General features: G+C 64.8%; 18 protein-coding genes. 9 read left to right on the top strand and 9 right to left on the bottom strand.

From position 1 onward, the window contains the following. Positions 1-33: 33 nt before the first annotated feature. From LDZ24_RS25400 to LDZ24_RS25390, 3 genes are all read right to left on the bottom strand, one after another. Positions 34-2,100 carry a bifunctional diguanylate cyclase/phosphodiesterase gene (locus LDZ24_RS25400; protein ID WP_248324646.1) on the bottom strand — a complete coding sequence of 689 codons (2,067 nt, stop codon included), beginning with the start codon at positions 2,098-2,100 and terminating at the stop codon, positions 34-36. Positions 2,101-2,217: 117 nt separating this feature from the next. Beyond that, the gene (cls, locus tag LDZ24_RS25395; protein WP_248324645.1) at positions 2,218-3,489 is read right to left on the bottom strand and encodes a cardiolipin synthase; all 1,272 of its coding nucleotides are present in this window, start codon (positions 3,487-3,489) and stop codon (positions 2,218-2,220) included. A gap of 68 nt (positions 3,490-3,557) precedes the next feature. Continuing rightward, the gene (locus tag LDZ24_RS25390; RefSeq protein ID WP_248324644.1) at positions 3,558-4,160 is read right to left on the bottom strand and encodes a DUF4410 domain-containing protein; all 603 of its coding nucleotides are present in this window, start codon (positions 4,158-4,160) and stop codon (positions 3,558-3,560) included. Between the two features lie 296 nt (positions 4,161-4,456). Between LDZ24_RS25390 and LDZ24_RS25385 the strand changes: the two genes are divergently transcribed. Next, the gene (locus LDZ24_RS25385) at positions 4,457-5,245 is read left to right on the top strand and encodes an SDR family NAD(P)-dependent oxidoreductase (RefSeq protein ID WP_248324643.1); all 789 of its coding nucleotides are present in this window, start codon (positions 4,457-4,459) and stop codon (positions 5,243-5,245) included. On the opposite strand, the gene LDZ24_RS25380 is transcribed toward LDZ24_RS25385, so the two are convergent. The 3 genes from LDZ24_RS25380 to LDZ24_RS25370 form a co-directional block, all read right to left on the bottom strand. Further along, positions 5,242-6,675 (bottom strand): UdgX family uracil-DNA binding protein, encoded by a 1,434-nt coding sequence (locus tag LDZ24_RS25380; protein WP_248324642.1) that lies wholly within the window; start codon positions 6,673-6,675, stop codon positions 5,242-5,244. The two genes, LDZ24_RS25385 and LDZ24_RS25380, sit on opposite strands and share 4 nt — an antisense overlap. A 2-nt stretch (positions 6,676-6,677) precedes the next feature. Next, entirely contained in the window at positions 6,678-7,889 is a 1,212-nt protein-coding gene (locus tag LDZ24_RS25375; protein WP_175945527.1) for a putative DNA modification/repair radical SAM protein, read from the bottom strand. 94 nt (positions 7,890-7,983) lie between these two features. Beyond that, complete coding sequence (locus LDZ24_RS25370) at positions 7,984-8,262, bottom strand: DUF3140 domain-containing protein (RefSeq protein WP_248324774.1); 279 nt, start codon at positions 8,260-8,262, stop codon at positions 7,984-7,986. A 257-nt stretch (positions 8,263-8,519) separates the two neighbouring features. On the opposite strand from LDZ24_RS25370, the gene LDZ24_RS25365 reads away from it, so the two are divergent. The 3 genes from LDZ24_RS25365 (at position 8,520) to LDZ24_RS25355 (ending at position 9,864) form a co-directional block, all read left to right on the top strand. Further along, on the top strand, positions 8,520-8,741 hold the full coding sequence (locus tag LDZ24_RS25365) for a hypothetical protein (RefSeq protein ID WP_248324641.1): 222 nt from the start codon (positions 8,520-8,522) through the stop codon (positions 8,739-8,741). A 144-nt stretch (positions 8,742-8,885) separates the two neighbouring features. Continuing rightward, a complete protein-coding gene (locus tag LDZ24_RS25360) occupies positions 8,886-9,209 on the top strand; it encodes a hypothetical protein (RefSeq protein ID WP_206470796.1) in 324 nt (107 codons plus the stop codon). A gap of 358 nt (positions 9,210-9,567) precedes the next feature. Then, positions 9,568-9,864 (top strand): hypothetical protein, encoded by a 297-nt coding sequence (locus tag LDZ24_RS25355; RefSeq protein WP_248324640.1) that lies wholly within the window; start codon positions 9,568-9,570, stop codon positions 9,862-9,864. A 71-nt stretch (positions 9,865-9,935) separates the two neighbouring features. On the opposite strand, the gene LDZ24_RS25350 is transcribed toward LDZ24_RS25355, so the two are convergent. Then, positions 9,936-10,850 carry an aldose 1-epimerase gene (locus LDZ24_RS25350; protein WP_248324639.1) on the bottom strand — a complete coding sequence of 305 codons (915 nt, stop codon included), beginning with the start codon at positions 10,848-10,850 and terminating at the stop codon, positions 9,936-9,938. Between the two features lie 41 nt (positions 10,851-10,891). Beyond that, a complete protein-coding gene (locus tag LDZ24_RS25345; protein WP_248324638.1) occupies positions 10,892-11,692 on the bottom strand; it encodes a phytanoyl-CoA dioxygenase family protein in 801 nt (266 codons plus the stop codon). A gap of 191 nt (positions 11,693-11,883) precedes the next feature. Between LDZ24_RS25345 and LDZ24_RS25340 the strand changes: the two genes are divergently transcribed. The 5 genes from LDZ24_RS25340 to LDZ24_RS25320 all read left to right on the top strand — a co-directional run bounded on the left by LDZ24_RS25340 (position 11,884) and on the right by LDZ24_RS25320 (position 17,707). Then, positions 11,884-12,987: a LacI family DNA-binding transcriptional regulator gene (locus tag LDZ24_RS25340; RefSeq protein WP_244140237.1), complete on the top strand. Its 1,104-nt coding sequence runs from the start codon at positions 11,884-11,886 to the stop codon at positions 12,985-12,987. 119 nt (positions 12,988-13,106) lie between these two features. Beyond that, positions 13,107-14,114: an ABC transporter substrate-binding protein gene (locus LDZ24_RS25335; RefSeq protein WP_248324637.1), complete on the top strand. Its 1,008-nt coding sequence runs from the start codon at positions 13,107-13,109 to the stop codon at positions 14,112-14,114. 68 nt (positions 14,115-14,182) lie between these two features. After that, on the top strand, positions 14,183-15,745 hold the full coding sequence (locus LDZ24_RS25330) for a sugar ABC transporter ATP-binding protein (protein WP_248324636.1): 1,563 nt from the start codon (positions 14,183-14,185) through the stop codon (positions 15,743-15,745). Then, complete coding sequence (locus tag LDZ24_RS25325; protein WP_248324635.1) at positions 15,742-16,749, top strand: ABC transporter permease; 1,008 nt, start codon at positions 15,742-15,744, stop codon at positions 16,747-16,749. Before LDZ24_RS25330 ends, LDZ24_RS25325 begins: the two co-directional genes overlap by 4 nt. 1 nt (position 16,750) lies before the next feature. Next, positions 16,751-17,707, top strand: a complete 957-nt coding sequence (locus LDZ24_RS25320) for an ABC transporter permease (RefSeq protein ID WP_248324634.1) — start codon at positions 16,751-16,753, stop codon at positions 17,705-17,707. Between the two features lie 31 nt (positions 17,708-17,738). Here LDZ24_RS25320 and LDZ24_RS25315 read toward each other — a convergent pair whose 3' ends face one another. Further along, positions 17,739-18,227, bottom strand: coding sequence for a low affinity iron permease family protein (locus LDZ24_RS25315; protein WP_248324633.1), 489 nt, complete (start codon positions 18,225-18,227; stop codon positions 17,739-17,741). Between the last annotated feature and the right edge of the window lie 60 nt (positions 18,228-18,287).

The following is an 18,287-nucleotide window of genomic DNA, read 5'->3' as shown; positions in this document are numbered from 1 at the left end:
GGCGTCCTAACTAACCTCGGACGCCGCCCTGCCTCACACATTCACGCGACCACTTTCGAGCAACACGGCGAATGCGTCGGATGAAAGCGGCCGCGCCAGCAGAAAGCCCTGCATTTCGTCGCACCGCATGTCTTGCAGGCGGCCGAGCTGCGTGCCGGTCTCCACGCCTTCCGCGACGACATCCATATCGAGCGAATGCGCGAGCGCAATGATCGCCGACACGATAGCGTGCCCTTCCTGCCCGTTCTCATCGAGGCCGTTGGTGAAGAAACGGTCGATCTTCAGTTGCTTGGCGCGGAACCGCTGCAAATAGGCGAGGCTGGAATAACCGGTGCCGAAATCGTCGATGGCGATCTCACAGCCGTTGTCTTGAAACGCGCGAATCATCTCGGTGGTGCGCGGCGCGTCCTGCATCGCGACGGATTCGGTGATCTCGAACATCAACTGATCGCTTCGCACGCCCTCTTCGCGCACGATCTGCAGCACGCGCGTGACGAGGTCCGCTTCGTTCAATTGCCGCGGCGAGAGATTGATGGCGACCTTCACCGCCGCCCGCCCGGACTCGCGCCACCGCACGATATGCCGGCACGTCTCGCGCACGACCCAATAGCCGATGTCGACGATCTGCCCCGAACGCTCCGCGATCGGAATGAACTCCATCGGCGTCAAAAGACCGATTTCCGGATGATTCAGCCGAATGAGCGCCTCCGCGCCCGCTAGCTCGCCGTCCCCGCGAAACTTCGGCTGAAACAGCAGATAGAAGTAGCCTTCGGTCAACGCCTCATGCAACGCCTGCTGAATCTGCAGCGTGCGCACCGCCGCCTCGTTCATGCTCGCCTCGAAGAAGCGATACGTGCTGCGCCCGCCGCGCTTCGCCTCATACATCGCGACATCCGCATGCTTGAGCAGCGTTTCGACGCTATCGCCGTCTTCGGGGAAAAGCGCGATGCCGATGCTCGGCATCACTTGCAGCGAATGATCCGCTACGACGAGCCCCTTTCTCATCGCATCGAGAATGCGTTCCGCGAGCTTCTCGGCATCCGTGGGCGTGCCTATTCCTTCGAGCACGACGACGAACTCGTCGCCGCCCAAGCGGCCGACCGCATCGCCGCCGCGCACGCATTGCAGCAGGCGCTTGGCGAACGCTTGCAGCACTTCGTCGCCGATCGAATGGCCGAGCGAATCGTTGATGGTCTTGAAGCCGTCGAGATCCATGAAGAGAATCGCGAAACGGCTGCCGTTGTTCGTCGCGTTCCTGACCGCGCGGCCGATGCGCTCCGTCACGGTCCGGCGATTCGGCAGGTCCGTGAGCGTATCGAACGTTGCCATGTGAACGATCTGCCCATGCAGTCGCGACACGGAACCCGCTAGCAACTCGTTCTGCGCGTCGAAACGCGACAGCACGAGCGTGATGATCAAGATGGCGAACGTGAACAGCATGACCGTCGTGGCGAGCCAATGTACGTCGACGTCGTTGGCCGCGCCGCAAATGGCGCCGGGCAGGAAGTTCGCGGCGGCGTTGCCCGTGTAGTGCATGCCGGTGATCGCGATGCCCATGACGAGCGCCGACACCCCGCGCTTTTGCGTGATGTTCGACTGGTTCGCGTTGGACAGCACGCGCGCGATCCACAGCGCCGCGCCCGACGCGACCACGGCGATCACGATCGACGCGGCGAAAAGCAGCAGGTCGTACTGTATCGCCGGATGCATGCGCATCGCGGCATCGCCCGTGTAGTGCATGGCGGCGATGCCCGCGCCCATGAGCAGGCTGCTCGCGGCGAGGCGCTGAAACGTCAGCCGCGCGCGGTTGATGACCGAGAGCGCGAAGAACGAGACCAGCATCGCGATCACGAGCGACGCCGCCGTGATGCGAAAGTCGTAGCCGAGCTTGATGGGAAGGGAAAACGCCAGCACGCCGACGAAGTGCATCGACCAGATGCCTACGCCCATGGAGGCCGCGCCGCCCGCGAGCCAGACATGCCGCATGCGCGAATGCGACAGCATCGCGATGCGGCCGGAGATGTCGAGGGCCGTGTACGAGGCGAGCGTGGCGACGACGAGCGATGCCGCCACGAGCCAGAAGTTATAAGTGCCGTGCATGAAGTGCCGGAATCGAAGGGGCGTGTTTGCGTAAGCGTCTTATCGGCGCACACTGGCCAATCTTTAGGCCGCTCGAAAGCCTGGTGCAAGAACAGTTTTTGTCCATGCGCCGGCGCATCACAGTTCAGGGTCCAACAATGCCACAACGCGTTCCAGCATGCGTTCTCCGAGCCCGCGACGCTGCCAGTCTTCGAGCGTGATGCGTTTGGAACGCTCGATATCCGCGTCGAAAATCGCGGTCTGCTGGCGCGCGAAGTCGCGGTCGTAGATGTTGAGGTTCGCTTCGTCGTTGAGCTTGAACGACCGGCTGTCGAAGTTGGTCGAGCCGACCGACACCAGAAATTCATCGACGACGATCAGCTTGCAATGAAACATCGTCGGCTGATATTCGTACATCTCGACGCCCGCCGCGAGCAGATCGCCCCAGCACGCGCGCGACGCCTCGCGCACCGTATGCGTGTCGATGCGCTTGCCCGGCGTGATGATGCGCACGCGCACGCCGCGCCGCGCCGCCTCGACAATCGCGTTGATGGTCAGCTTGTCGGGCACGAAGTAGGCGCTCGACAGATGGATGGAATGCGTCGCGGCGGTGATCGCCATCAGATACATGAGCTGCATGTCGTCGCTGCCGCCCGAAGGCGAACTGCTGAACATGTGCGCGAGACCGTCGCCCGCGCGCTCGATCTCGGGAAAATAGTTCGCGCCGTGCAGCACGTTGCCGGTGGCCTTGACCCAGTTGTCCATGAAGACCGCCTGCATCTGCCCGACCGCCGGACCTTGCACGCGAAAGTGCGTATCGCGCCAATGCTTCTCGTCCTGCGCATGGCCTGTCCATTCGTCCGCGATGCCGACGCCGCCCGTGAAACCCGTGCGGCCGTCGATCACGAGCAGCTTGCGGTGCGTGCGGTCGTTCATGCGGCCGAGTCCCGTCCAGTGCGGCTTGTGATACTGAATGACCTCCGCGCCCGCGTCGCGCAGCGTCTGCAAGTAGCGCTTGTCCATCTTGGACGACCCGACCCAGTCGAGCAGAACATGCACCGAGACGCCTGCGCGCGCCTTTTCGGCCAGCGCCTCGGCGATCTGCTCGCCTATCGCGCCCGACCAGTAGATGAACGTCTCGAAGGTGATCGTCTTCTTCGCCGAGCGGATGCCTTCGAGCATCCAGGGAAAGATTTCGTCGCCGTTCACGAGCACCTCGAAGCGGTTGCCGTCCACCACGGGCGGTCCGAGCAGCAGACCCATCGACCGGAGGAACTGCGGATCGTCGCTCGCGTAGAGACGCTCGATCTTGTGCTCGATCTTCTTTTCACCGCTCGTCAGGTTGGCGATCACCAATACCACGATCACGGTCGCGACGACGGTCAACGCAATCAGGGCAAGCGTGGGCATGCAGGGCCTCGCGAATCGAACATCCGTCCGGAACCGGTAGTGTATGTGGTTCCGGAACGCGCGGGCCATCAGGTTTGCGCGGATTGCCCGATCTGCTTGGCAATGGCGTCGCCGAGGCGCTGTTCGTCGGATGAAACGCCTGCGCGCTTCGTTTCGGAAACCGCGTGCAGTCCGCCCGATACGGCGAGCGAGCTCACCGCGTGACCCGCCACCGCGCCGACGCCCGCCGTTTCCGCGACGCCCGGCGCGTGACCGCTGTCGGCGCTGGCATCGAACTGTTCGAGCAATTGCGGCGCGCCGTGCGCCGGCTTGAACACGAGCTGCACGGTCGCCGTGACCTTGCTTTGTCCCGCGCCGAGCCCGATCAGCATGCGGCGGCGGCGATTGCCCGCGTCGATCTTGTCGATGCTGCCGACGACTTCGAGCGCGTTCTGGTCATCGGGCGGCGCGACGTCGGCGCGGACCGCGCGCAGACCCATCGACTGGAGTTTCGCGACGATTTCGTCGGCCACTTCTTCGCGCGCCGCGATGGCGTCTTGCGCCTGCTGCTGCGCCTCTGTGTCGCCGGACATCGCGGTCTTGAGCTTGGACGCGAGACCATGATTGTCGAGCTTCACGTCGCCCGCGTCGCTTGCGAACGGATACACGTAGATCGTGGTGTCCGCAGGCACCGCAGCGCGCGGCGGGCGTGGCGGACGAGGGAATCGAGCGAGGAGACGTTCGTTACATGAGACATGTCGGCACCTGAGTTCGTTGGCTGGATGACGGTCTGCGGGTCTGCGGTGGGGCTGTCGATCACCGTGGCGCCACTATGGACGATGCCCGCCGCGCGCGCCATCCAACATTTATGTCGCCGGGTGTCATGCGTGGCAAAGCCGCTTTTGAGCATGAACACGCGAGTCTCGCTACCATGCGTCGAACGCGCGCTCAAGCGCCGCCATTCAACCCACGCTTCGAAGGAGCAACGATGGACCTGCAAATCGCCAACAAGCTCGCACTCGTGTCTGGTTCGACGAAGGGAATCGGCCATGCCATTGCCGTGGCGCTCGCACGTGAAGGCGCGCGCGTGATCGTGAACGGACGCTCGCAATCGTCCGTCGATGCCGCGCTCGGCAAGCTGCGCCAGCTCGTTCCCGGCGCGCAGGCCGAAGGCTTCGCAGGCGATGTCTCCGACGCGGCGCAAGTCGACGCGCTCGTGCAGCGCTTCCCGGAGGTCGACATCCTCGTGAACAATATGGGCATCTTCGAGCCGAAGCCGTTCGAAGACATCTCCGACGACGACTGGCTGCGCTTCTTCAACGCGAACGTGATGTCGGGCGTGCGGCTGTCGCGCGCCTATCTGCCGAAGATGAAGCAGAAGAACTGGGGCCGCGTGGTGTTCATCAGCAGCGAGAGCGGCATTCAGATTCCCGTGGAGATGATCCACTACGGTCTGACCAAAACCGCGCAACTGGCGCTGTCGCGCGGGCTCGCCGAAACGTGCGCGGGCACCGGCGTCACCGTCAACTCCGTCTTGCCCGGCCCGACGAGTTCGGAAGGTGTGACCGAGTTCGTCGAGAAGCTCTCGGACGGCAAGAGCATGGAGGATGTGCAGAAGTCGTTCTTCGAAGAAGCGCGGCCGAGTTCGCTGCTCAAGCGCTTCATCGCGCCGGAGGAGATCGCGAACATGGTCGTGTACGTGTGCTCGGCGTTGTCGTCGGCGACGAACGGCGCGGCGTTGCGCGCGGACGGCGGCGTGGTGCGCGCCGCGTTCTAGCCCGGCTGCGTCTGCGCGGCGAGCGACCGCGCCTTGGCGAGCGCATCGACGATATCGGCGATGGTCTTGTCGCGCGCGGTGTCGTCGAGTTGCCTGAGCGCATAAGACGGGTGATACGTGGCGACGATCAGCTTGTCGCCATACGGCGTGACGCGGCCGACATGCGCCCGCAACGTCGCGCGCTTGCCGAGCAGCGCGGTCAGCGCCGTCGCGCCCAGCGTGACGATGACGCGCGCGCCGGTCTGCTCCAGCTCGCGCTCCAGCCAGTACGAGCACGCTTCGACTTCCTGCTGCGCGGGCGTCTTGTGCAGCCGCCGCTTGCCGCGCGGCTCCCATTTGAAATGCTTCACAGCGTTGGTCAAATAAACCTGCTCGCGCGGGACCTGCGCCTGGCGCATGGCGTCGTCGAGCAACTGTCCGGCGGGTCCTACGAACGGCTCGCCTTTCAGGTCTTCCTGATCGCCCGGCTGCTCGCCGAGCAGCATGATGCACGCATCGGCCGGGCCTGCGCCGTGGACGGCTTGCGTCGCGTGACGCCACAGATCGCAGCGGCGGCAGGTGTCGAGCGACGTGGGCGCGTCGCGTTCCGGCTGCGCGTCTTCTGCCTCCACCTGCACGATCTTGCCGCCGAGCGCGCCGACCGCCCGCGCCTGCGCGACGCGCCGCGCGCCGCCGCGCGCATCGCTGACGAGCTGCGGAATGAGCGCGCCTTCCGGCAATCCCTTCCAGAAGCGCACCGGCATTTGCTGTTCGAGCACGGATTCGTTCAGGCGCGCAGGGTTGAAGATACTGCGGTAGTAGGTCATCCACAGGTCTTCGGCGGCGTCGGGCGTGTCGGACGCATGGTCCGACGCGAGCGCGCGGCGTCGCTCGATCTGCAAACGCTCGCCGTTCCACATGGCCGCGCCATCCGGCGTCGTGATAAGCCACGTCGACTGACCCATGCGCGCCGCGAAATGCTCCGCGCCCCAGGCGAGCACGTCGTGATCCGGCTCGTACCACGCGACGAATTCCGGCGGTCCGAGCGACGCCTCGCGCTGCCGGAAACGCACGTACGCGATCATGTCGTGCTGCGCGCGGCGCACCGCCTTCGCCATCTTGTAGAGACGCGCGCCGTCTTCATCGGCCGCCGACGCCACCGAGCGGTCGCCATGCGTCCAGCGCCACAGCACGCGATACAGAAAGCCGAAGCGCCGCTCGTCGCGGAAATGCGCGGCGTCCTTGAGCAACGCGGCGAGTTCGCGCGACACGCGCACTTGCGCTGCTTCAGTGGCCGGCGCGGCCGTTTCGGTAGATGCCGCGAATAATGCGGGCGTGCCGCTTTGCTGCGTGCGCCATTCGATCGACTCGGGCTTCAGGTCTCGGGCGAGCGCGTCGAGCGCCGCGCTGCGCCATGCGTCGAAGTCGTCGTCAATGGTGATGACATGCATCGCTAGATGAGCGAAAGCTGCACCGGCTGCGTGGCAAGCGCCTTTCGCAAATGCTCCGACGATGCCTCGGCGAGCGGCGGCCGATAGTCTTCCGTCACGACGAAAGGCTTCACCTTGTCCATCGCGCAGCGTAGCCGCGCGAGATCCGCGTAGCGCACGCGCCGCGCGCGGCGCAGTTCCGCGATGCGTTTCGCGTTGCGCATGCCGATGCCCGGCACCCGCGCGATCATGCGCACCGGCGCGGTGTTCAGATCGACCGGGAAACGCTCGCGATGCGCGAGCGCCCATGCGAGCTTCGGATCGACATCGAGCGGCAGATTGCCTGCATCGCCGAGCAACTCCGCGGCATTGAAGCCATAGCCGCGCATCAGAAAATCGGCCTGATACAGCCGATGCTCGCGCAGAAGCGGCGGCGCCTTCGACGGCACGCCGGACGGACTGTCGGGGATCGGGCTGAACGCCGAATAGTAGACGCGCTTCAACTGATACGAGCCGTACAGCGTTTCGGCGGTGCCGAGAATGGTGCGGTCGTCGGTCTCGTCCGCGCCGACGATCATCTGCGTGCTCTGCCCCGCCGGCGCGAAGCGCGGCGCGCGCGGCTCCGCTTCCGACTCCTCGCGCGCGACGCGAATGTTGCCCATCGCCAGCTTGATGGTGCGGCCGCTTTTTTCCGGCGCGAGGCGCTCGAGGCTGATCTCAGTCGGCAGCTCGATGTTCACGCTCAAGCGGTCCGCATAGCGCCCCGCCTGCGCGATCAGGCCGGGATCGGCGTCCGGAATCGTCTTCAGATGGATGTAGCCGCGGAACTGATGCTTCTCGCGCAGGGTCTTCGCCACGAGCACCAGTTGCTCCATGGTGTAGTTCGAGGACCGAATCACGCCCGAACTCAGGAACAGCCCGTCGATGTAATTGCGGCGATAAAAGTCCAGCGTCAGCGTGACGACTTCTTCCGGCGTGAACCGCGCGCGCGGCACGTTGCTGGAGCGGCGGTTGATGCAGTACTGGCAGTCGTACAGGCAGAAGTTCGTGAGCAGAATCTTGAGTAGCGACACGCAGCGGCCGTCCGGCGTGAAGCTGTGGCAAATGCCCGAGCCCGTGCTCGCGCCCAAGCCTTCGACGCCGCGCGACTCGCGCTTGGGCGCGCCGCCGCTCGCGCACGATGCGTCGTACTTCGCGGCATCCGCAAGAATTTCGAGCTTTTCGGACAGTTCCATCTTGGCTATGATACTGTATATTTATACAGTACGCTAATCGTGTCGCGGGAAGTTTGCAAACCGGCGGTAGGGCAAACATGGCGCCGCCGCGCTGCTATTTCAACGGATCATGGCCCCAGTTCATCAGCGAGTAGCGCCACTTCGTATGCTCGATATCGCCTTGCGGGCGCTGCGCCAAATGGCGTTTCACGTAGCCGATGACCTTGCGCATGTGGCCGTAGTCGTCGGCATGCAATTCGCTCTTCTTCGCGCCGAGCAATTCGATAATGCGCCGCCCGGACTGATGCCCGACCGACTCCGCGTTCCCGTCCTTTTGGCCCACGGCCTGAGATTCATCCGTCGCCAGCCATTTTTCCAGCTGATGCGCCGTCATGTTGACGAGCGCTTTGAACTCGTCGAAGGTCGCCTTGTCATCGCCGTCCGCGGATTGTCCATGCTGCTGTTGCGTCTTCTCTTGCGTCTTCTCTTGCGTCTTTTCGTGCGTGGTCATGAGCGCGCTCCGTTGGTGAGGTCAGCCGCATCACCGGCATCGAGCAAGCACCGCTCCAGCGGTGCTTATTGCACGCGTGTCGGGCCCGGCTTCGGAATGTCAGCCGCGACGCCACGCACTCTCTTGTGGAGAACTTCCTAATGCGTTTTGACTACAAGAATTTTCATATCGACTGTACCGCTCGCCATGATGAAGACGGCAGCTTTTATGCGCGCGCCCGAATCACCAGCGCGCCCAACGAACACACGCCGAACGTGGAAGTCCACGAATCCGGTGATCTCGACTCTTTCCCGAACGAGTGGGACGCACTGCATTGTGCGCGGGCGTGGGCCATTGAATGGTGCGACGAGGCGCTGGCGTAACCGAATCGCCTTGTCTTCCAGATAGCCGCGCTCAGGAGCGCGAACGCTCACGATTGCGGCACACGGATTGCGCCATGTAAGGCGCGACGCCGCGCAGGAAACCGCAGCGGCGCGCGTCACATGACCAAATTCAAGGGAGGCACCATGAAAATCGCCAAGAAGAGCTTACTCGTATCCGCAATGATTCTGAGCCTGTCGGGCGCCGTGTTCGCGCAGGGCGCAGGCGGCGGCGCCGGTGGTGGCGCGGGCGGCGGCGGAACGGGGGGCGGCACGGCAGGCGGCAACGGCGCGGGTCAAGGCGGCACCGGCATGGGCACGCCGAACGCAAATGGCACGACGGGCGCAACGTCGGGCGCAACGGGCTCCTCGACCATGGGCTCGGGCAGCGGTTCCAGCAGCAAAATGAACAAGATGCACAAGAAGAGCGGTTCGGGTTCGTCCGGTAGCGGTACGTCGAGTTCGCAGTAACGCGTTCGCTTTTTGCAAGGCCGCCCGGTCTGCGCCGTTCGTTGCGCGGGCCGGGCGCAACCCCTTCTGAGCTTTATCACTCCCCCCGTACGCATCCCTTCCACATAGGGATTTCGCGTCTTCTTCCCAGACCCTAATGTGTGCCTGCGCGGTTAGTCATCGCGCCCGCCGCATACGACGACATCCCGGCATTTCATCACAAGGGCTCGGTCGTGCCGTCTGCGTCGTTGCTAGGTCGACTGCGGCCGGCGAACGCGCTGGCTTCGCATGGTCGCGGCGCGCCAATTCTTCCACCGCTGCAAGGAGTCCGGGAACGTGTTGCCGGCTGCTTGTGCATTCGCTTCTGAGGAGCTGGAACATGAAGACGAACGTCAACCCGAAATTCATCGCGATGATGGCTGCCTGTGCGCTGGCCGCGGGCATCGGCAACGCCCGCGCGCAAGGCATGCCCGACACGGCGCAACAAGTCGTCCAGACGATGCGTCCGATGGATTCCTCGCACACCGCACGGCAAGCCGACGCCGCGACAACCGACTCCGCATCCGGCGAACAAGCCTACGGCGGCACGAAAGCCGGGACGAGCATGTCGGCTGGCGGACGGACCACCGAAACATGCAGCGGCCTGCCGCAATGCGAGGTGTTCTTCGGTCATTGAGCACACGGCGGCGCGACGAGCGACGTGCATGACGGAAGCACATGCGCTCGTCGCGCCAGCCGCGAACCGTCCTACTCGACCTCAGGCGTCAGCCAGAACCGCGCGCTGACCGACTCTCCCGGCGCAAGCACGCCGCCGCCCTTCAGCGACTGGTCGACCTCGAGATTCACCCAATCCGCGACATTGCTGACCGGCTCGACACACAGCAGCGACCCGAACGACAAAGGCGCATAAATCACCGTGAAGTCGAACGGCGCTTCCGCTCGCAGCGTGACCGACCGATGCTCGCGCGGCCACGCGACCGACGTCTCCCGCGACCAGCCCGTGAAGTTATTGTCGAGATCGAAGGCATCGGCGGACATGCCCTCGCGCGATGCCAGCGCGTCGATGCACGGATGCGGGCCGGCGTGCGTCGGCAGCGGCTCGGGCGTCGTATGCCACATCGACCCGACCCGCGTGCGCACGACCGTGTGCCCGGTGCGCGGAAAATACGGATGATGTCCAAGGCCGAAGGGCATCGGCCGGTCCGACAGATTGCGCAGCGACATGGTCACAGTGAGCGACTGCGCATCCAGCGCGATGTCCTGCGCCGCTTCGAACGCGAACGGCCAATGATGCGCCGGTTCCTGCGAAGGCACGTGCGACAACGTGAGACGGGCGCTCGCCTCGGAGACGGCTTCGACGCGCCACGGCCGCCGCCATCCGTTGCCGTGCAACGCGTGCGGGAACGCGTTGCCGTCGCCGGATAGATCGACGAGCGCGCCATCGAATGTGAAGCGGGCATCGCGAATACGGTTGCAGTACGGCACGAGCGGAAAGCTCGCCATGCCGAGCGGATTGCGCGCGGCGAGCGCATCGACGGTGGCGGGACGCAGCCAGTGCAGCGCGCCGCCTTCGTTGGGCTCGCGGGCGTCGAAGAATGCCGCAATCGCGCCGCCGACGTGCGGGGCGAGCAGCACGCGCCGCGCGCCGTGGCGCAATTCCACGAGCGCTTCGTCCGCGCGCCCGGACGGGGTCCGATCGGCGCTCAATATGCGAACTGCCGGTAGTTTTCGTCGAAGATGCGCTGCGTGCGCTCGACCACCGGGTTGTAGCGCAGCAGTCGTTTCGCGCGCGGCGGCAGGTCGGCGAGCACGGCGCGCGGCACGTCGATATGCACTTCGGGCCGGAAATACCATGCGCGGCTATAGCCGATCACGACCATCGGACGCGGTTCGTCGATGTAGTTCGGCGTGCCGCGATGCAGCCCGCGCACATCGCGGATCATCACGTCGCCGACGCGCATCGGCACGCGCTCGGGCGGGAAGCGTCCATCGGCGAGACCGGCTAGCGCTTCTTCGCGCGAGACGCGGTGCGTGCCGCGCGTCGTTTCCAGCGAGCCGTTGCGCTCGTCTACATCGACGAGCGGAAAGTTCACGGCAAGCTGAAACGACGGCGTCTCGGGCGCGTCGTCGAAAAGCGGCGGCGTATCGCGATGCCAGTCCTGAAAGTCCGAGCCCAGAACCGGCGTATCGGTCGCGAGCTGGCACATGACCGGATCGCGTCCCGCCACGCGCTCGACGATGCCAATGATGTCCTCGTCGCAGATGATCGACGGGTCCGCGAACTCGCCTTCGAACGGCAAGGTCACGTAATAGCGGCCCGGCCCGCGATTGCCGCTCGCCGATGCCTCGCGCGCTGCATCGACATGTGGCTGCAACAGCGGCGCGAATGCCTCGCGCCACGCTTCGAGCTTCGCGCGCTCGAAGTGATCCCGCAACAGCACGAAACCGTCTCGCTCGAACGCTTGTGCAAGCGCGTCTCTCGTCGTCTCGTCGTATCGGCCCATGCGCCGCTCCTTTCGGTCGTCAATCGGTCGGAAAGAGAATGGCACGGCAGTAATCGCGCCGTCAATATTATTAGTAATACTCGGTGAAAACCCTGTGCCGTCCCATGCTGTGGCTAGGTGGTTTCCGTGTTGTTCATCACTAATATTAGTGTTAAGGTCTGTCGCCAAGCCTCATACGCCGCATCCGTCCGATGAAGAAAACCACGCAGCGCCGCCCGACGATGACCGACATTGCGAAGCTCACCGGAGTTTCGCAGTCGACGGTATCGCTCGTGCTCAACAACGCGAGCGGCGCGAAGTTCTCGGACGTCACGCGCGACAAGGTGCTGCGCGCGGCGCAGGAGCTCGGCTATCGCATGACGCCGCGCGAGCCCGCCGCGCTCGACGCCTTCGACACACCCGGCGCGCAGAGCGAGCGCAATCTGATCGTGTATCTCGCCGATGAGATCTCGACGAGCCCGCATCCGGTCGTGTGCATCGACGGGGCGCGCGACGCCGCGTTCGCGCATGGCCGCCTGCTCGCCGTCTATTCGACGCACGGCAACGCGGAGATCGAGGCGCGCGTGCTCGCCGCGACGCTCGACCACCCCAACCTGCTCGGCGTGATCTACGCGACCGTCTACACACGGCTCGTCGCGCTGCCCGCGGCGCTCGCCAAGGTGCCGACAGTGCTGCTCAACTGCTACGCGAGCGAGGCGAACCTGTCGTCGGTCGTGCCGGCCGAGGTTGCGGGCGGGCACACGGCGACGGACTATCTGCTCGCGGCGGGGCATCGGCGCATCGGCTATATCAACGGCGAGCCGTATCAGGACGCGGCGCGCGACCGGCTGAAGGGTTATCGCACGGCGCTCGCCACGGCGGACTTGCCGTTCGCGCCGGAACTCGTGCGCGAAGGCGACTGGAGTTCGGGCGCCGGCTTCGAGCAGACGCTCTCGCTCATGCGCGAGCCGAATCCGCCGACGGCCATTTTCTGCGCGAACGATTTGATGGCGCTCGGCGCCATCGAGGCGCTCAAGCAACTCGGGCTGCGCGTGCCCGACGACGTCTCCGTGGTCGGCTACGACGATCAGGAGATCGCGCGCCACACGCATCCACCGCTATCCACCGTGGTGTTGCCGAACTACGACCTCGGCCGCTGGGCAGTCGAAACGCTTCTGCAAGAGGAACACAACCGCGCCGTCGGCGCGCCGTTGCGGCGGCGCACCGTCAAGCTCGACGGCCCGTTGATCGAGCGCGGATCGGTGAAGGTCATCGCCGAAGCGCATCAGTTCGCAATTAATAATATTAGTGATTAGCCGCCAATAAGACGTTAATACAGAGCGCGCAAGGCAGCAGCATCTCTCGCATCAGACAGACCGGGCAACAACAAGCATCGGCATTACCAACAAGACGAATCATCCTATCGGAGGAAGACATGGTGTCGCTAAAGAAGAATCTCCGCTCGGGCCTGCGCCCGCTCGCCGCCGCGCTCACCGTTCTGACGCTCGCAGCCGGCGCCGGAGCCGCGCACGCCGCCGACGACGCGTTGCCGAAGATCCCGAACAAGAAGCCGCTGCGCGTGGGCTTCGCGCAGACGGAGAGCAACAACCCGTGGCGGCTCGCCGAGACCAAGAGCTTCAAGGACGTCGCATCGAAATGCGGCTGGCAGGTCATCATCACCGATGCGAACAGCTCGGCCGCCAAGCAGGTGTCCGACATCCAGAGCATGATCGCGCAGCACGTCGATCTGCTCGTGTTCCCGCCGCGCGAAGAAAAGCCGCTCGCGCCGGTCGTGTTGCAGGCGAAGAAGGCCGGCATTCCAGTGATTCTCGTCGACCGCAACATCGACCAGTCGATGGCGAAGGCCGGGCGCGACTACATCACGTTCATCGGATCGGACTTCATCGATCAGGGCCACCGCGCCGCCGACTGGCTCGTGAAAGCCACCAACGGCAAGGCGACGATCATCGAGCTCGAAGGTTCGACCGGCGCGTCCGCTGCGAACGACCGCAAGAAGGGCTTCGACGAGGTCATCGCGAAGAATCCGGGCATGAAGATCGTCGCGTCGCAAAGCGGCGACTTCGCGCGCGACAAGGGCCGCCAGGTCATGGAAACGCTGTTGCAGGCGCATCCCGACGTGACCGCCGTCTACGCGCACAACGACGAAATGGCGCTCGGCGCGATCGCCGCGATCAAGGCGGCGGGCAAGCAGCCGGGCAAGGACATCGTCCTCGTCACGATCGACGGCACAAAGGGCGGCCTCGAAGCGATCAAGGCAGGCGAACTCGGCGCGAGCGTGCAGTCGAGCCCGTTCTTCGGACCGCTCGCGTGCGATGTCGCGCAGAAATACGCGAAGGGCGAGACCATTCCGCCGTGGGTCAAAGTCTCCGATCGTTTCTACGACAAGAGCAACGTCGACGCCAGCATGCAGTACGGCTATTGAGCGAAGCAGTCTATGTTGGTTCGCGGGCGCCTTCGGGCGCTCGCTTTTCTAAAGGACGGAAGCGCCGCATGGCCACTGCTCCCCTACTCGACATGCAGGACATCGACATTGCCTTCGGCGGCGTCGCGGCGCTCAAGCACGCGCGCCTCACCGTGGCGGCCGGCGAGGTGCACGCGCTCATCGGCCAGAACGGCGCGGGCAAGTCGACACTCATCAAGATTCTCACCGGCGCGTATCGCAAGAGCGGCGGAACCATCCGCTTCGACGGACGCGAAGTGGATTTCCGCACGCCGAAGGAAGCGCGCGAAGCGGGCATCAGCACGATCTATCAGGAGATCAACCTCGTGCCGTTTCGCTCGGTGGCCGAGAACATATTTCTCGGACGCGAGCCGCGCCGCTTCGGCCTGATCGACTGGAAAACGGTGCAGCGGCGCGCGACTGAACTCCTTGAATCGTTCGGACTCCATATCGACGTGAAGAAGCCCGTGCGCGACTATTCGACCGCCATTCAGCAGATGGTCGCGCTCGCGCGAGCCGTTTCGTCGGTTGCGAAGATGGTCATCATGGACGAGTCGACGTCATCGCTCGATGAGCGCGAAGTCGAACTGCTTTTCGGCGTGGTGCGCCGCTTGCGCGACGACGGGCGCGCGGTCATCTTCGTGTCGCATCGGCTGGACGAACTGTATGCGCTGTGCGACCGCGTCACCGTGATGCGCGACGGCCAGACGGTCGCGGAAAGCACCATGCAGGAGATGGACAAGCTCAAGCTCGTGACGACGATGCTCGGCCGCACGCTCGCCGCCGTCGTGCACGAAGACAGCGCGGTGAAAGAAGAAAATCTGGCGAAGCGCGGCGCGGTCGCGTTGAGCGCGCAGTCGCTCGCGGCGGGCGCGAAAGTCACGAACGTATCGCTCGACGTGCATGCGGGCGAAGCGGTGGGTCTCGCCGGATTGCTCGGCTCGGGCCGCACGGAGACGATGCGCCTTCTGTTCGGCGCGGACCGTCCTTCGCGCGGTGCGCTCACGGTGGCCGGCGAAAGCGCCGCGTTCAAGTCGCCGAAAGATGCGATCACGCGCGGCATCGCGTATCTCACCGAAGACCGCAAGGCCGAAGGCATCGTGCCGGAGCTTTCCGTGCGCGACAACCTCACGCTCGTCTGCCTGCCCGCGCTCACTAAGCGCGGCGTCGTGGACGTTGCGAAGCAGCGCGAAATCGTGGACAGCTTCATCGCGTCGCTCGGCATCAAGCTGCGCTCGCCCGATCAACCGATACGCGAACTCTCGGGCGGCAATCAGCAAAAGGTCTTGCTCGCGCGCTGGCTCGCGACGAATCCGCGTCTTCTGCTGCTCGACGAGCCGACGCGCGGCATCGACGTGGGCGCGAAAGCGGACGTCGCGAAGATCGTGCGCGAGTTGCGCGATGCGGGCATGGCCGTACTGTTGTCGGCGTCCGAGCTAGAAGAACTCACTGCCGTGGCCGACCGCGCAGTCGTGATCCGCGACGGCGAAACCGTGGCGCAACTCGATGGCGCGCAGATGAACGAGGCATCGATCATGGATGCGATCGCCTACGGCTCGGGTGAGACATCGACGCTCGCGCAAGCGACGGCCGCGCAAGGAAACGAGTCATGATCGACAAGACACAACCTGCTGCACGACCCGTAGCGCCGCTCGCAGCCGACGCGCAAACGGCGCCCGCCAAGAAGCGGCGCGGCGTCGCGATTCAGCGCGAGATCATCGTGCTCGTCGCGATGATTCTGTTCAATCTGTTCTTCACCGAGCACTTCTGGTCGCTTCAGACGTTCAACGTGAACCTCACGCAGGTGGTGACGATCGTGATCGTCGGCATCGGCATGACGCTCGTGGTGGCGACAGGCGGCATCGACCTGTCCGTGGGCGCGTCGATGGCGATTGCCGGCGCGCTCGCGCCGATGCTCTTCATGAACATCGAAGGGCCGCTCGGCATTCTGCTCGCCTTCACGCTGCCCGTGATGGCCGCCGCAGTGTGCGGCGTGTTCAACGGACTGCTCGTCACGCGGCTTCGCGTGCAGCCCATCGTCGCGACGCTCGTGCTTTTCATCGCGGGACGCGGCATCGCGCAAGTCGTGACCGACGGCAGCCTGCAGGCGTTCAACAATCCCGCGTTTCAGTGGATCGCGCTCGGCAAGGTCGCGGGCGTGCCGTTCCAGATTCTGCTGATGCTCGCGCTCGTCGCCGTCTTCACGTGGATCGTGCGCAAGACGCTGTTCGGCAAGTATCTGCTCGTCACGGGCGGCAACGAGGACGCGGCGTATCTCTCGGGGATTCCGACAGCGCGCGTCAAGCTGATCGCGTACACCGCATGCGCGGCGCTCGCAGGTCTCGCCGGGCTCATCTCGATCTCGGTGAATTCGTCGTCGGATGCAAACGTCGTGGGCCTCGGCGTCGAACTCGATGCCATCGCGGCCGTCGCGGTCGGCGGCACGGCGTTGACAGGCGGCAAGGCGTATATCACGGGCACGCTGATCGGCGCGCTCATCATCCAGCTATTGCGTTACACGCTGCTCGCGCACGGCATTCCGGACGCCGCCGCGCTCGTGCTGAAGGCCGCGATCATCATCGCCGCCGTGTACGTGCAGCGCCGCCGAGGCTCATGACATGAAGAAGAACCTTCCTATCCTGATCGCGCTCGTCGCGTTGCTCGTCCTGGGCGTCGTGCGCTACGAGCACTTCGCCTCCGCCTACAACGTCACATCGTTCTGGCGCTACAACTCGATGTTCGCGCTGATCTCCATCGGCATGGCGTTCGTCATCATCACGGGCGGCATCGATCTGTCCGTGGGCGCGGTGGCCGCGCTCGCGAGCGTGGTCGCCGCGCTGGCGAGTCCGCACGGCGGCGTGGCGGGCGTGCTCGCCGGAGCGTTCGCGGGCCTCGCGGTGGGCGTGTTGAACGGCATCGTCATCACGCACATGCGCATCCTCCCCTTCATCGTCACGCTTGCGACGAGCCTCGGCGCGCATGGCCTCGCGCTCTTGCTCGGCCATAACGATGCGGTCGCCATCTCGTCCGACACGAACTTCGCCGCCTTCGGACAAGGCGACCTGTTCGGTCTGCCGATTCCCGGCATCGTGTCGCTCGTCGCGGCGGTGCTCGGCTGGATCGCGCTGCGCAGCTCGCGCTTCGGCCGGCATGCGCTCGCGATCGGCGGCAGCGAAGAGGCGTCGCGGCTGATGGGGCTGAACGTCGATCGCACGCTCGTCGCGGTGTATGCGTTGAGCGGCTTGCTCGCCGGCATCGCGGGCGCGATTCTCGCGGCGCAGTTCGGCGCGGGACAGCCGAACGAGGGCGTCGGCTGGGAACTCTTCGCCATCTCGGCGGTGGTGCTCGGCGGCACGCGGCTGACGGGCGGCGAAGGCTCCATCGCGATGACCATTGCAGGCGTCGCGCTGCTCGGGCTCGTGTTCAATCTGCTGAACTTCGAGAACGGGCTCGGGTATATCAGCCTGTCGGCTTACTGGCAGTCGGTGATTCGCGGGCTTTTCTTGTTGCTCGTGATCGTTCTGCAAGCGCGCGTGCTGAACCGGCGCGTCGCGCCGGCGAAAGTCACGCATTGAGTCAACAGGAGCCGATGATCGTCGCGCGGCCTCAATTCTTCTTCGCCGCGCTACCGGGCGACGCTCCGGCCGCCGCCTCGGCGCCTTCCGATGCCAGCCGCAGATACGCCGCCGCGAGCCTGCGCAGTTCTTCTTCGCTCGCGTCCTCGATGCCGATCAGGTGATTGCTCGCCGCGCGATGCGTCGCGAGCAGTTCATTGAGCTTGAGATGCAGCGCGACGCTGTCCTTGTTCTGGCTCTGCTGAATCAGAAACACCATCAGAAACGTGATGATGGTCGTGCCCGTGTTGATGACGAGTTGCCAGCCGTCTGAATAGTGAAAGATCGGCCCGGTGACGACCCACGCGACGATGCTCGCCACCGCGAGCCCGAAGGCGAACGGCGAACCCGCCCAGCGCGTGACGAGGCTCGCGAAGCTATCGAACGCGCGCATCAACGGGTGCGATTTGGCGTAGGCGGGGCTGGACGTGTCGGGAATGGTTTCGAGTTGGTCCGTCGAGGTCCGTTGTTTGCTGATCATGCTCTCCTCCCTTCATTACACAGGGGCGCCAAGCAAGAGCCGTTCCTTTCAGAAGCATTC

Source organism: Caballeronia sp. Sq4a (genome assembly GCF_023170545.1).
Taxonomy (GTDB): domain Bacteria; phylum Pseudomonadota; class Gammaproteobacteria; order Burkholderiales; family Burkholderiaceae; genus Caballeronia.
Note: the sequence above shows the minus strand (reverse complement) of the source record. Positions and strands in the feature narration are given on the sequence as shown.

Excerpts from the sequence above, each read along its gene's own strand:
- LDZ24_RS25400 (WP_248324646.1), bottom strand. The coding sequence starts at position 2,100 with ATGCACGGCACTTATAACTTCTGGCTCGTGGCGGCATCGCTCGTCGTC.
- cls (WP_248324645.1), bottom strand. The coding sequence starts at position 3,489 with ATGCCCACGCTTGCCCTGATTGCGTTGACCGTCGTCGCGACCGTGATC.
- LDZ24_RS25385 (WP_248324643.1), top strand. The coding sequence starts at position 4,457 with ATGGACCTGCAAATCGCCAACAAGCTCGCACTCGTGTCTGGTTCGACG.
- LDZ24_RS25380 (WP_248324642.1), bottom strand. The coding sequence starts at position 6,675 with ATGCATGTCATCACCATTGACGACGACTTCGACGCATGGCGCAGCGCG.
- LDZ24_RS25375 (WP_175945527.1), bottom strand. The coding sequence starts at position 7,889 with ATGGAACTGTCCGAAAAGCTCGAAATTCTTGCGGATGCCGCGAAGTAC.
- LDZ24_RS25370 (WP_248324774.1), bottom strand. The coding sequence starts at position 8,262 with ATGACGGCGCATCAGCTGGAAAAATGGCTGGCGACGGATGAATCTCAG.
- LDZ24_RS25365 (WP_248324641.1), top strand. The coding sequence starts at position 8,520 with ATGCGTTTTGACTACAAGAATTTTCATATCGACTGTACCGCTCGCCAT.
- LDZ24_RS25360 (WP_206470796.1), top strand. The coding sequence starts at position 8,886 with ATGAAAATCGCCAAGAAGAGCTTACTCGTATCCGCAATGATTCTGAGC.
- LDZ24_RS25355 (WP_248324640.1), top strand. The coding sequence starts at position 9,568 with ATGAAGACGAACGTCAACCCGAAATTCATCGCGATGATGGCTGCCTGT.
- LDZ24_RS25345 (WP_248324638.1), bottom strand. The coding sequence starts at position 11,692 with ATGGGCCGATACGACGAGACGACGAGAGACGCGCTTGCACAAGCGTTC.
- LDZ24_RS25340 (WP_244140237.1), top strand. The coding sequence starts at position 11,884 with ATGAAGAAAACCACGCAGCGCCGCCCGACGATGACCGACATTGCGAAG.
- LDZ24_RS25335 (WP_248324637.1), top strand. The coding sequence starts at position 13,107 with ATGGTGTCGCTAAAGAAGAATCTCCGCTCGGGCCTGCGCCCGCTCGCC.
- LDZ24_RS25330 (WP_248324636.1), top strand. The coding sequence starts at position 14,183 with ATGGCCACTGCTCCCCTACTCGACATGCAGGACATCGACATTGCCTTC.
- LDZ24_RS25325 (WP_248324635.1), top strand. The coding sequence starts at position 15,742 with ATGATCGACAAGACACAACCTGCTGCACGACCCGTAGCGCCGCTCGCA.
- LDZ24_RS25320 (WP_248324634.1), top strand. The coding sequence starts at position 16,751 with ATGAAGAAGAACCTTCCTATCCTGATCGCGCTCGTCGCGTTGCTCGTC.
- LDZ24_RS25315 (WP_248324633.1), bottom strand. The coding sequence starts at position 18,227 with ATGATCAGCAAACAACGGACCTCGACGGACCAACTCGAAACCATTCCC.